Raw genomic sequence first — 13,740 nt, 5'->3', positions numbered from 1 at the left:
GGACAGTTATAACTTGTGTAAGTGTCCCAGTTAGCGAAAATTGAATTATCGTTTTTTGGTCCGCTGGGGACACTCAAAAATTATTAAAGTGTACCACCAAAATGAGTAGGATTTTTCGCACGTAGTTTGAGCAATTAGTGCGTTTTTGTGCAATATTTTATTACTTTTTTTCAAAAAGCAAAATAAAACCACGCTTTTTTTATTAAAGATATATAATTTAATCATTATGAATAAGACTTATAATCACAAAGAGGTTGAATTAAATACTGACCGCAAATGACAAGATAAAAAGTATTTTATGACACATGATTTGAGAAAAAAACCTTTCTCAATTTTATTACCACCTCCTAACGTTACTGGAAAACTCCATTTAGGACACTCATTAGATAGTTATATTCCAGATACAGTTATTAGATATAAGAAGTTAAATAATTATGATGTTTTTTGAATTGCAGGAATGGATCATGCTGGGATTGCAACACAAGCAAAAGTTGAACAAGTCTTATACGAAGAAACAGGTTTAACTCGTCATGATTTAGGAAGAGAAAAATTCCTTGCTAAGGTTTGAGAGTGAAAAGAGACTTATGCTCAAATGTTTCGTAAACAATGATCTGCTCTAGGTTTAGCGCTTGATTATGAAAATGAGAGATTTACCTTAGATGATGATGCTAATGAAGCAGTTTTAAAGGTTTTTGTTGATTTATATAATAAAGGTTTAATTTATCGTGACACCAAAGCAATTTCGTGAGACACTAAATTGAACACCGCACTTTCAAATATCGAAGTATATAGTGAAGATACAAAACAAAATATGTATCACATTAAATACTTTATTGAAAATTCAGATCAATTTATTACTGTTGCGACTGTTAGAACTGAGACTTTATTAAGTGACGTGGCTGTGGTTGTTAATCCAAATGATGAGCGATACAAACACCTTTGAAATAAAAATGTCATACATCCAATTACTAAAGAGTTATTACCAATTATTACTGACGAATACGTTGGAATTGATTTTGGTTCTGGTGCAATGAAACTTTCGGCACATGCTGAAGTTGATATTAATATCATTAAAAAACACAATCTTGAGATTCGTGAAACAATTAACAAAAGTGGTTTTATTGATAGTCCACAAACTAAATACCACGGTTTAGACCGTTTTGCAGCACGTGAAGCAATTGCTAATGATTTAAAAGCTAATGATTTATTAGTAAAGGTCGAAGAAACAACTTCACCAGTTGGATTTAGTGAAAGAAGTAAAACACCAATTGAAATTTTAGTTACACCACAATGATTTGTTAAGATGGACAAGTTAGCTCAAGGAATTTTAAATCATTTAGATACAGACCAAAAAGTTAAATTCTATCCAGAACGTTTTGAAGCTACAATGCGTCAATGAATGGAAAATGTGCACGATTGGACCATTTCAAGACAACTTTGATGAGGACACAGAATTCCAGCTTGATACAAGGACGATCAAATTAAAGTCCAAATCGATTCCCCGGGGGAAGGTTGAGTACAAGATGAGGATGTTTTAGATACTTGATTCTCAAGTGGTATTAGTCCATTTGTTTTCTTAGGATGACCTCAAAGCGACGAAAAACTCAAGAGATATTATCCAAGTGACGTATTAATTACTGGATATGATTTAGTCTTTTTCTGAGTTGCACGTATGTACTTCTTTGGTCTTGAGTTCATGAATGAAAAACCATTTAAGGATGTACTATTCCATGGTCTAATTCGTGATGAGCAAAACCGTAAAATGTCTAAATCACTTAATAACGGAATTGATCCGATGGAAGTTATTGACCAATATGGTTCTGATGCATTACGTTGATTCTTAATCACTAATACTTCGCCTGGTATCGATATTCGTTATTCGACTGAAAAAATTAAGTCAGCTTGAGGTGTATGTAACAAACTTTGAAATATTTCACGTTACATTCATGAAATGAATGATGGTGTACAAACCAGTCAATTAAGTGATATTGACAAGTGAATCAATAATAAATTATTTGAACTTAAAAATAATATTGATCGTTGAATGTCAACTTACGAATTTACCTTAATTGGTAGTGAAATTTATAAATTTATTTTTAATGATTTTAGTAGTTGATATATTGAATTACTTAAAACTGCTCCATCAAAACAAAATGCTTTAGCAGTTTTAAGAAATGCATTAATTATTATTCATCCGCTCTTACCTTTTACCACTGATAAGATTTTTAGCGAAATTTTCAATAACGAATTGCTTGAACAAACTTATCCTGAACTAGAGTACTATGACAATGTTGAATATGTCGATACTCTAATTGAGATTGTAACAATCATTCGTAAGTATCGTGATGAAAATAATATTTCAAAAAAAGAAATAATTAATTATCATTTTGAATCAGCAAATGAAGTTGATTCAAACATGTTTAAAGGAATTGATAAATTAGCTTATGCACAACAAAAGCTAAATCAAGACTTATTATTTACAACCAAACTTGGAAACTTATACATTGAAGTTTCACAAGAATTAAAAGAACAAAATAAACAACGTTTATTAGACAAGATCGCTCAAATTAAATTTGAAATTGATCGTGCTCAAAAAATGTTGTCAAATGAAAGTTTTATAAGCAAAGCTCCAGAAGCTAAAATTGCTATTGAGCGTGAGAAGTTAGCAAAATACACTAACGAATTAAGCCAATATGAGGAGGAATTACAATGCAAATATTGTGAGGAAAAGAATTAGCTGCTGCTGAATTAGAAAAATTAAAAAAGGAAATTGAAGACTTAAAATTACCAAGGTCAATTCGTTTGGCCATTGTACAAGTTGGAGATAATCCTGCGTCAAACAAATATATTGCACAAAAAATCAAAAAAGCCGAATATTTAGGTGTTGAGGTTAAACTTTATAAATATAAAGAATCAATTACACAAGATCAATTATTGAAAAAAATGGATAACATTAATGATTATTCTGATGGTGTAATTGTCCAATTACCTTTACCAAAACATATTCCAAGTCAAGTAATTATGGACGCAATTCCATATGAAAAAGATATTGACGGTTTAAGTAACCGTAACGAATTTACCTTATACAACAGTTCAAAAACAGACGATAAATTCTTCGTACCTGCTACCGCTCGAGCTGTTTTAGAGTTGATGGACCACTATAAAATAGATGTAAAAGATAAACGTGTCGCAGTTATTGGACGAAGTTATTTAGTTGGTAAACCGGTTACACATATTATTAAACGTAAAGGTGCAAACGTTGCTACTTATGACGAAAACACTGGAATTAAAGGTGTTGAAAATGCTGACATTTTAATTGTTGCTGCTGGTGAAGCCAAATTAGTTCGTAGCAAAAACGTTAAAGAAGGTGCGATTGTAATTGACGTAGGTACTAATTTAGATGAAAACTTACCTGATGTAATTTCTGGTGATGTTGATTTTGAAGATGTTAAAGATAAAGTTGCAGCTATTACACCAGTACCTGGTGGTGTTGGACCAATGACAGTTGCGTGTCTACTTAAAAATTTAGTAGACGCAATTAAATAAACAAATAAAAAACGACGATTAAAACACTAAATGCACTCAAATACAGCATCTGGTGTTTTTTTCTTTATTTTGCGACGAGTCTTCAAGGTCAAAATTTTGACAAAGTAAGCACAAAAACTCAAAATGTGATTAATTAGAGTTTTTGTTTATTTTTAAAGTTAATTTTATTAAAATTTTTATTGTATGTATAACTTGGCAAATGAATTAAGACCGCAAAAATTAGATGATATCGTTGGACAAAAACATGTTATTAATTTACTCAAAAAAATAGTACAAAATAAGATGGCCACAAGCTTTATTTTCTTTGGTGAAAGTGGTACTGGTAAATCTTCAACTGCAATTGCACTAGCAAATGAGATGCAATTACCGTATGGATATTTTAACTCCACAACCGATTCTAAAGCTGATTTGTTGGATAAAATTAAAAACAATAAGATTTTAATTATTGATGAAATCCATCGTTTAAATAAGGATAAGCAAGATATTTTATTGTCATATTTAGAGTTTGACAAAATTATCGTTTACGCAACAACGACTGAAAATCCCTATTTTAGAGTCAATCCAGCTTTACGTAGTCGAATGCAAATTTTGCAATTTAATAAATTAGACGAACAAGAAATTGCTGATGCATTGGAAAATATTATTAAAACTCATTTTAGTGATTTAAAAATTAGTCAGGATTTAATTTTAGATTTAGCCCGTTATAGCTCTGGTGATTATCGTTCATCAATTAATAATTTACAAATTTTAGCTCTAGTTCATAATCGTAATCAAAATGTTACACGTGAAGATTTAAAAAAAATCATTCCAAATATTAATTTTTACAGTGACATGAATTCAAGTGCACACTACAATAATTTATCGGCATTTCACAAATCATTACGTGGTAGTGATGTTAATGCGGCATTGTATTATGGAGCATTAATTTTAAAAAGTGGTGATTATCAAGGACTTTTTCGTCGCATCAATGCAGTCGCTTATGAAGATATTGGTTTAGCCAATCCAAATATTATTTTACGTGTTGAAGCGGCATTTAATAGCGTTGAACGACTTGGTTTTCCTGAGGCAAATCTACCAATAGCTTTTATTATTACCGATTTAGCACTTAGTCCAAAAAGCAATTCGACTTATTTAGCTTTTTCTCGTGCGAATCAATTGATAGATAATGGTAAAATTTATGATATTCCAAAACATTTGCGTGATGCGCATTATCAATCAGCAAAAAAATTAGGTGATGGAATTGGTTATTTGTATCCACACGATTATCAATTTAACTGAGTACATCAGACTTATTTACCAAAACAATTAGAAAATGAAGTGTTTTATGTTGCTGGTAAAAATGAGAATGAACAAAAATACAAAAAATATTGAGAACAAATTAAAAATTTTGGAAAGTAGGAACAATGTTAAAACTAGATGATATTAAAACATTTGAAGATTTAAAACTTGCTCGTAGCAAGGTTTATTCAAAAGATGGCGAAATTTTTCAATTACAAAATCAAATTAAAAGTGCTGATGTAGAAACTAAAAAATTACTTGGTCAAAAAATTACCGAACTAAAAAGACATTACGAAGAATTTTTTGCACAAGCGGAAGCAAAATTAGAACAAGAAAAAATCAATCAAAAGATTAATTCTGAGTTTGTTGATGTGACAGTTCCTGTTTATGTTAATGGTTCGCTTCATCCAATTACCTTAGTTGAAAATCGTTTAAAAGACTGATTTATTCAACATGGTTATTTCCAAACTGAAGATGGTGAAATTGTTGATGATTTATACAACTTTGAGCGTCTTAATATTCCATCAAACCATCCAGCACGTGCTATGCATGATTCGCTATATTTTAGTGCAACACGTCTTTTACGTACACATAATACCGGAATTACTGCATTAGAATTAGAAAAAAATGCCAATAAAAGTTTTTCAACCTTTGCAATCGGAAAAGTTTATCGTAATGATGAAGATGATGCGACTCACTCACACCAATTTACTCAAGTGGACTTTGTTAGTGTTGGAAAAGTATCATTCCCTAATTTAATTTGAACACTAAAATCACTTTTAAGTTATGTTTTTGAAAAAGATTTAGAAATTCGTTTAAGACCAAGTTACTTTCCTTTTACTGAGCCAAGTGTTGAAGTAGATATTTTCTACAATAACCGTTGAATCGAAGTACTTGGAGCTGGTATGTTACATCCAAATGTGCTACATTTAGCTGGTTATACTGATGAAAATTTAAACGGATTTGCAGCTGGAATTGGAATTGAAAGAATCGCAATGATTAAATATGGAATTAAAGATATTCGTGACTTTTACCGTAATGATTTAAGATTTTTGGAGCAATTTAAAAATGAAAAATAGTTGATTAGGAATTTTAGAAGCCGAAGGTAAAAAACCTTATTTTCAAGACATAATTAAAGGTTTAGAACAAGCTGGAGCAAAATATAATATTTTGCCACATCAAACTGAAATTTTTCGTGCTTTTGAATATTTTCAAATTAATGAAACTAAGGTTGTAATTCTCGCACAAGATCCTTATCCTAATGCTGCAGACGCAGATGGTTTAGCTTTTAGTTCTAAAGCTAATAAAACCCCTAAATCATTAGCAAATATTTTCAAGGAAATTAAAAAAGATTATCCTGATGCAAATTTAAGTAGCAATTCACTTGAAAATTGAGCTAAGCAAGGGGTTTTATTGTTAAACACAATTTTGACTGTTAATGAGCACATGCCACTTTCACATGAAAAATTTGGTTGACAACAATTTACTAATGAAGTAATTTTAGCTGTTACTAAAGAAAGTAAAAATGTTCTTTTTTGTTTATTTGGTAATAAAGCTCATGAAACTGTCCAAAAATTGCATTTAGATTTAAAACCTGAACAGGTGATGTTTTTTTCTCATCCAAGTCCATTTTCATATAAATTAAATTTTGAAAATCAACATATTTTTAAACGAATTAATGATTATTTAATTGCACACAAAGAAACACCAATTGATTGATCAACAAATAAGGAGGATTAATGATTTTATCTTTAAATTATTTAAATAAATTTTTCGCAAACCGAAATTTAGAAGTTGAGGAAACTGTCAAAGCTTTAAATAAATTAGGTTTTGAAGTTGAAGAATACAAAAAATTCGCAAATATTTCAGGATTGAAATTTGGTTATATTAAAAGTATTGAAGCTAATCCAAATTCTGATCGTTTAACTGTTGCACAAGTTGAACATGCTGATGGAATCGCTACTGTTCAAACAACTGACACAGTTTTAAAAATTGGTGACTTTGTAGTTTTTTTTGCTGTTGGAGCTACTAAAGACGGATTTACCTTTGAGTCAAAAAAACTTAAAGGAATTGAATCACAAGGGATGTTTGCTGCATGAAATGAAATTGGATACGACCATTCATTAATCGATAATAATGGTGACCATATTTTAAGATTACCACATGATTTTGCAAACTTATCAGATGATCCAGTTCAAAAATTAGGTTTAGACGATTACTTAATTGAAATTAGTTTAACCGCAAACCGTAATGACGCAAACTCTTACTATTTTGTTGCACGTGAACTAGCCGCTTATTTTGATTTAGAATTTGTTTATCCTTTTTCTGCTGAACAATTACGTAATGATTTTGTCTCAGATATTCAAGCAAGCAACGGAATTGCTGAGTCACTAACATTCTTTGAAGCAAAGAATTTAGAAAATGTTAATATTTCTTGAGAAGATAAATTGCTTTTAGCAAGACATGGGATTAATTCAAATTTTGCTTATCCAATTAATTTAACCAACCTTTGTTTATTAATTACTGGTGCACCTGCTCACGTTTACTCAAAAAATAAAATCACAAATCAAATTACGACACAATTATATAGTGGTAGCGTTGAAATTTTAGGTAATAAAGAAGTTCAAGTTGACCAAGTTTTAGCAATTATAGATTCAAATGGACCTATTTCAATCGCCTCAGTTATGGGATTAGAAAAATCAAAAGCATCTGAAGGGGACCAAGATGTGGTTTTTGAAATTGGTATTTTTGATTCGCAACTAGTGCGTCACGGTGCTAAAGAAATTAAGATTCATTCTAACTCTGCAAATCAAGCTTCACGTAAAATTACTCAAGAAGTTGCAAATTTAGGTTTACATTTCTTAAAGAGTTTAATTCAAAATCACTCACAAGTATCACAATTTATTAATTATCAAGCAACACCTGCTAAACGCGAAATTGCTCAAAACGACTATAAAATTGGTTTATACTCAGGTTTAAATAATTTAGAAGTTTTTGATGGAGCAATCGCACAATTAAGTAAACTTGGTTTTGAATTTGACAAACAAAGAATTTTAGTACCAAATTACCGTTATGATGTAGTACTTTTTGAGGATATTATTGAAGAAATTTTTAGATTTTACTCATATGATAATTTCCAACCAACTCAACCAGATATTAAACCTTTAAAAACAGTTAAAAGAAATATTGATAAAGATTTATTAATGTCAGCTGGTTACAATGAAATTCGCACTTTCTCATTAGTTTCAAAAGACAAGAACACATTTAATCCATTTAATTTTGCAAATTCAGTTGAGTTATTAACTTTCGTTTCAAAAGAGAGAGAAGTTGTACGTAATTCACTTGCAATTAGCATGCAAGAAGTGATTGAATACAATCAAAAACGTAAAATTACTAATTTAAACTTATTTGAATTTGGAATGATTAATGACGGTTTAAAAGCTGTGATTTTAGCTTCGACAACCAATGATTTTGTTCAAATTCAACAAGACTTGGTTAACTTTTTAAAAGTTAATAATTTAAAATTTGTACCTTTAAAAGATAATGCATTAATTCATCCAAACGTTTCAGCTCTAATTTATCAAGATGAGCAATTAATTGGTTGAATTGGTAAAATTCATCCTCAGTTGGACACTACTAATGCATTTTATGCTGAAGTTATTTTAGACAGAGTAAATTCAGTTACTACAATTGAACACAAAGAACAAGAGTATCAACCTTTAAAATCAATCGATTTAACATTTACGCTTGCAAAACGCGATTATATTGAAAAATATATCAGTGTAATTGAACAAGTATGTGGTGTGTATTCAATTAAGTTAGTGGACACTTACTATAAAGATGAAAATAAAAATGTTACTCTGAGAATTTTAGGGGATGATCAAGCAATTGCACAATTAAATGAACAATTCAATAAGTAATAAATAAAGGAGTTAGCGATGTATCAAAAAGTTAAATTAAACGATAAAGTAATCGAATCAGCTATTAATAATGAATTGCAAAGACAAAAAGATCACATCGAATTAATTGCATCTGAAAACTACACAAGTGAAGATGTTTTAATTGCACAAGGTTCAGTTTTGACCAACAAATATGGTGAGGGATATCCAGGTAAAAGATACTATGGCTCTTGTGAGTATGTGGATGTTGTGGAAAATGCGGCAATTGAGCGACTAAAGGAATTGTTTGGTGTGAAATATGCAAACGTGCAACCTTACTCGGGGAGTGTTGCAAATGCTGCTGCGATTGCTTCAGTTGTCCCAAGTGGTGGCAAAATAATGGGACTCTCACTTAATTGCGGTGGACACTTAACACACGGATACAAAATCAGCTTTAGCGGAATTTTCTATAACAGTGTTTCATACGAATTAAACCAAGAGGGACATCTAGATTATGAAGCAATTGAAGAATTAGCACTTAAAGAGAAACCTGACTTAATTATTTGTGGCTACTCTGCCTACTCACGTTTTATTGATTTTGCTCGTTTTAGAGCTATTGCGGACAAAGTTGGAGCTAAATTATTAGCTGATATTGCACATATTGCTGGTCTAATTGCAGCTGGAGTTCATCCAAGTCCAGTTGGATACGCTGATGTTATTACCACAACAACACATAAGACATTACGTGGTGCACGTGGAGCGGTGATTATGACTAATGATGAAGAAATAGCAAAAAAAGTAAATCGTTGAGTTTTCCCCGGTTACCAAGGTGGACCATTATTCCACGCAATTGCTGGTAAAGCAATCGCTTTTTATGAAGCTCTCACACCAATGTTTAAACAATATGGTGCTAGCGTAGTAGCAAATGCTCACACATTCTGCGAGCGTTTTAAAGAGCTTGGTGCAACAATTGTCTCAGGTGGAACTGATAACCATTTATTTTTAATTGATGTGTGAAAAACTTATGGTATTAATGGTAAACAGGCTGAAGTTATTTTAGAAGAATTAAATATTACAACTAATAAAAATACAATACCTTTTGATACGTTATCACCTACTTTAGGAAGTGGATTAAGACTTGGAAGTGCAGCGATGACATCACGTGATTTTAATAAGTGAGTGGAATTAGCAGATTTTATTCACTACGTACTTAAAAACTATGATTTTTTAAGTTCTGATGATGAAAACGCACAAGCAAAGAAAAAAGAATTGCGTGCTCAAGTTCTTGACTGAACTCGTGAATTTCCAATTAAAAAAAGCTATTTATAGCATTTATTTAGGTGTAAAAAATTCAAAATACGATAAAATTTATTATAAATATAACAAATGAAAAGGAGTATTATGTTAAAAGCGTTAAAAGATGATAAATTACAACAAATTAAAGTTGCTGTAAATGTATCTAAGGAAGAATGAGCAAAAGCACAAGAAGATGCTAAAAAAGCTCTTTTAAAACAAGTTAAAGTTAAAGGATTTAGAAAAGGTAAAGTACCTAGTCATATTGCAGAAAAAAACATTTCTCCAATCCAAGTTTTAGATCGTGCTTTAAATTCAATTAGTTCGAAATACATCGCTGAAGCAACAAATGTAGCATTAGAAACTAAAGAAAGAATTTTTGATCGTCCTGATTTAGTACCTACAAAAATTAGCGAAGAAGAATTAAGTTTTGAATTTGTTTATCCATTAATGGTTAATTTATCTCAAATTAAACTTGATAATTTAAAAACAAAATACAAAGTTGAAAAATTCAAAGAATCTATGGTTGATGATATGGTTAAAGAAACCTTATCAAAACAATCAGTTATGTTACCTAAAGAAGGTGAAGCAGCTTTAGGTGATGTTGTATTAATTGACTTTAAAGGATTTATCAATGATGAAGCTTTCGAAGGTGGAGAAGCTGAAAAATTCGAATTAACCCTTGGTTCAGGTCAATTTATTCCAGGTTTTGAAGACCAATTAGTTGGTAAAGCAGCTGGATGAGAAGGTGATGTAGTTGTAACATTCCCTGCTGAATACTACGTAAAAGATTTTAGAAACAAAGAAGCAGTATTCCAAGTAAAAATTCACTCAATTAGTAAACTTGATATTCCTGAATTAACAGAAGAAAATGTATTCTTATTCGGAATTCCAAATGTTAAAACAGTTGAAGAATTAAGAAATGCATTAGCTGATATTGTAAAACAAAGATTAAGCGAACAAGCTAAAAGCAAATTCTTAAGTGAATTAATTGATGAAATTATTGCTAAAAATCCATTTAATATTAACGATAGAATCGTTGAATCAAAAGTTACTGAATTAAACAACAACTTCAACCAAACATTAAAACAACAAGGTATTAAAAGACATGAATATTTAGCTGTAACAAAATCAAGTGAAGAAGATATTCATGAAGAAATGAAAAAAGCAGCAATTGCTGAATTATCAAAAGCATTTGTTTACAATGAATTAAAAAACAGATTCAAACCTGAACCTGTTGCTGCTAAAGCAATTGAAGCTGAATACGAAAGAATTGCAAAACTTTACAACATGGATGTTAACATGATTAAAGGATTTATTCAAGAAAACGCAATCGTTTCACGTTTAAGCGAAGATACTTTTGTTGATAAATTAATTCAAGAATTAGGAACTAAAAAATAGATAAAATAGAGTCTCACACACGTGAGACTTTTATTTTGCACTTTTGCGGTAATTAAGAGCTTTAGGAGCAAAATGACACGAAAAAAGACGCTTTTGTAAGCGCCTTTTTTGGAGTTCGGATTGCGTTATGATACTACAAGTACTCACATAAAAGACCGTATCACTTAGGTATGCGTATGGAACTCGGCCGCACCAGTGTGAGATTTTAAATCTAATAAAATTAGACTGTAATCCCTGCTGCTAGTATATAAGTTATCTAGAGAAATGACTAGATAGGTAAAAATTATAGACAAAATTAATAGTTTTAATTAAAAAAGTACCAAGTTTTCTACGTATTAAATATTAAACAAAATGTCACAGCCTTAGACTTTAATTTATAAACCAACTTAGGTTAGATAAAATTTTAAATAAAAGGAGTGGCGTGAGCAGTTTAAAATTAACAACTTTTAACCCTGAGTTTCCAAGTTACTCAAGTATAAAAAACAAATACGTCTACTATATAGGCGTATTTGTTTTTTCGTAATTAAAATTACACACATAGAATTACGTCATGCATGCAATAAAGTCTTTGTAAATTTTTATGTTTTCTTTATGATTTTCATCTAAATCATTTATTATTTCCTGAACAACTTTACCATCAATTTCTTTTCTTGTAATTGTCATCATCCTTAAAGAATCAATAAATAGATCTAAAGTCACTCTTTGTATTTCTCCGTTGCTTTTATAATAATTTTTTAATTTGTAAAGAGAATATTTTAAAACAACGAGAGCAATAAAACACAATAAAAGATGTGCTAGTATGTGTTTTTCGCTGTGTACAAATACAGGTCTAACTTGTAAAGAAGATTTCAGTGTTCTAAAGTTTTCTTCTACTTTTCATTGTCTTTTATAAATTTCATTAGCTCTTGATGGTGTTAAGTTAAGAATATTGGTTTCAATAATATAAAAACCATCCTCTGATTCCTTTTTCTTTATTTTTCTCAGTTAATTTCGTCGACCGTTTTACCATTTATATCCATATATTTCTTTTTGTATTCAGGAACTAATGAACTAAGATGTAGTTCTCCGTTAATAGCTTTTTGATTTAGTTTATCGATGAAATTGTTTCTTTTTAACTTGTCTAGTGTTCTTTTACCAGGACTAAAAAACACACATCATTTTCGGTATTGGCCATTAAATCTCTTTTTGTTTCATATAGATTCCACCATTTGTTCTTTTCAGAAAAAATCATCTCTGAAAGTATAGTTTTCGTCTTGTAAAATAAATTTTTTCATCTCGTTGCTTAAAGTATCTAATCTTTTTTGGAATATGTATTTAATACCTTTTTGTTCTAGAAAACGCAAATTCGCATTATTATTAATTCCACGATCAGCGACTATTGTAATGTCGTTTATTTTATAAAGAAATTGCAGTTCTAAAACAAACGATAACATTGTTTTACCATCCGCAGTATTCCCTGGAAAAACTTTATAGTGTAATGGTATTCCGTTTCAATCTACAGCCATAGCAATCACCACCTGATCTTCATTATGTTTTCCATCTTTTGAAAATCCGTTTTTTCTGATACCTTTTCGTGTGAAGCTTTCAAAATAAACAGTTGTATTATCAAAATGAATAATTTCATTATTACGGTTAGTTAATTCATTTATTTTGTTAAAAAGGTTTACTAAAACTGAATCTTTGTTTTCTAAAATAACATCAAGGTAGTTGTAAATTGATGTTTTTTTAACATTAATATCGTTTATGAAGTCATTCTTATTTTTGTATTGCGACATATAGCTTCTTGGCAAAATAATTCTTGTGGCTATAAAAAATTCTAAAACCTCTTCTAAAGATTTATGTTTGCTTTTTGGTAACGCTGAAAACAAATCTAGTTCTTTAATGATTTTGTAAATTAAATCGATACCAATATTTTGAATGCTCGTTTTTACTGAATTAGGTTTTAGTAATTTGAAAAACTCTTCTTTTGCACTTTGCTTATCCAAATTAACATCAATTTTACTTCACTTGCGATTTCTTTGAATATCCTCAATAGAGGATAATGAATATTTTTCTTTTATATCTTCTCAATAGCCTAAACCGATTTGACTACCGTAACCTTTTTTAAAACCTTTTGAAATAGCTAAAACTAAATAATATTTTCCATTTTGCTTTTTCTTGCATAGATTGTAGTTCATACACTTATTATATCATTTTATGTGTGTAATGTAAGTAAAAAAATGAATTTTTTTATTTATTCATATATCTATGATATATGTGTAAAAAAAATGAGCCAATTATATGGCTCAACTTGGAAACTCAGGGTGAGAAATGCAGGAAAAGTGTCAAACTTAGGTGCGCAAAA

Annotated in this window: 8 protein-coding genes and 1 pseudogene; 8 read left to right on the top strand and 1 reads right to left on the bottom strand. The window is 30.1% G+C overall.

Features of this window, described 5'->3' with window-relative positions:
• Positions 1 to 226 precede the first annotated feature (226 nt).
• From BLA55_RS01440 to tig, 8 genes are all read left to right on the top strand, one after another.
• Positions 227 to 2,737: a valine--tRNA ligase gene (locus tag BLA55_RS01440; protein WP_073372337.1), complete on the top strand. Its 2,511-nt coding sequence runs from the start codon at positions 227 to 229 to the stop codon at positions 2,735 to 2,737.
• Positions 2,710 to 3,546 carry a bifunctional 5,10-methylenetetrahydrofolate dehydrogenase/5,10-methenyltetrahydrofolate cyclohydrolase gene (locus tag BLA55_RS01435; RefSeq protein WP_073372336.1) on the top strand — a complete coding sequence of 279 codons (837 nt, stop codon included), beginning with the start codon at positions 2,710 to 2,712 and terminating at the stop codon, positions 3,544 to 3,546. The genes BLA55_RS01440 and BLA55_RS01435 overlap by 28 nt, the downstream gene beginning before the upstream one ends.
• Positions 3,547 to 3,729: 183 nt before the next feature.
• Complete coding sequence (locus BLA55_RS01430; protein WP_073372335.1) at positions 3,730 to 4,944, top strand: replication-associated recombination protein A; 1,215 nt, start codon at positions 3,730 to 3,732, stop codon at positions 4,942 to 4,944.
• 5 nt (positions 4,945 to 4,949) lie between these two features.
• Positions 4,950 to 5,903: a phenylalanine--tRNA ligase subunit alpha gene (gene pheS, locus BLA55_RS01425; protein WP_073372334.1), complete on the top strand. Its 954-nt coding sequence runs from the start codon at positions 4,950 to 4,952 to the stop codon at positions 5,901 to 5,903.
• Positions 5,893 to 6,564: a uracil-DNA glycosylase gene (locus BLA55_RS01420; protein WP_073372333.1), complete on the top strand. Its 672-nt coding sequence runs from the start codon at positions 5,893 to 5,895 to the stop codon at positions 6,562 to 6,564. The genes pheS and BLA55_RS01420 overlap by 11 nt, the downstream gene beginning before the upstream one ends.
• Entirely contained in the window at positions 6,564 to 8,744 is a 2,181-nt protein-coding gene (locus BLA55_RS01415; protein WP_073372332.1) for a phenylalanine--tRNA ligase subunit beta, read from the top strand. Before BLA55_RS01420 ends, BLA55_RS01415 begins: the two co-directional genes overlap by 1 nt.
• Positions 8,745 to 8,762: 18 nt before the next feature.
• Entirely contained in the window at positions 8,763 to 10,031 is a 1,269-nt protein-coding gene (gene glyA, locus BLA55_RS01410) for a serine hydroxymethyltransferase (protein WP_073372331.1), read from the top strand.
• 72 nt (positions 10,032 to 10,103) lie between these two features.
• A complete protein-coding gene (tig, locus tag BLA55_RS01405) occupies positions 10,104 to 11,396 on the top strand; it encodes a trigger factor (RefSeq protein ID WP_073372330.1) in 1,293 nt (430 codons plus the stop codon).
• Positions 11,397 to 11,939: 543 nt separating this feature from the next.
• Here the strand turns inward: tig and BLA55_RS04195 are convergent.
• Positions 11,940 to 13,573 (bottom strand): annotated as a pseudogene (locus tag BLA55_RS04195) (IS1634 family transposase).
• Positions 13,574 to 13,740 lie beyond the last annotated feature (167 nt).

Source organism: Mycoplasmopsis pullorum (assembly GCF_001900245.1).
Classification (GTDB): domain Bacteria; phylum Bacillota_I; class Bacilli_A; order Mycoplasmatales; family Metamycoplasmataceae; genus Mycoplasmopsis; species Mycoplasmopsis pullorum.
This window is presented reverse-complemented; position numbering and strand designations above follow the sequence as displayed.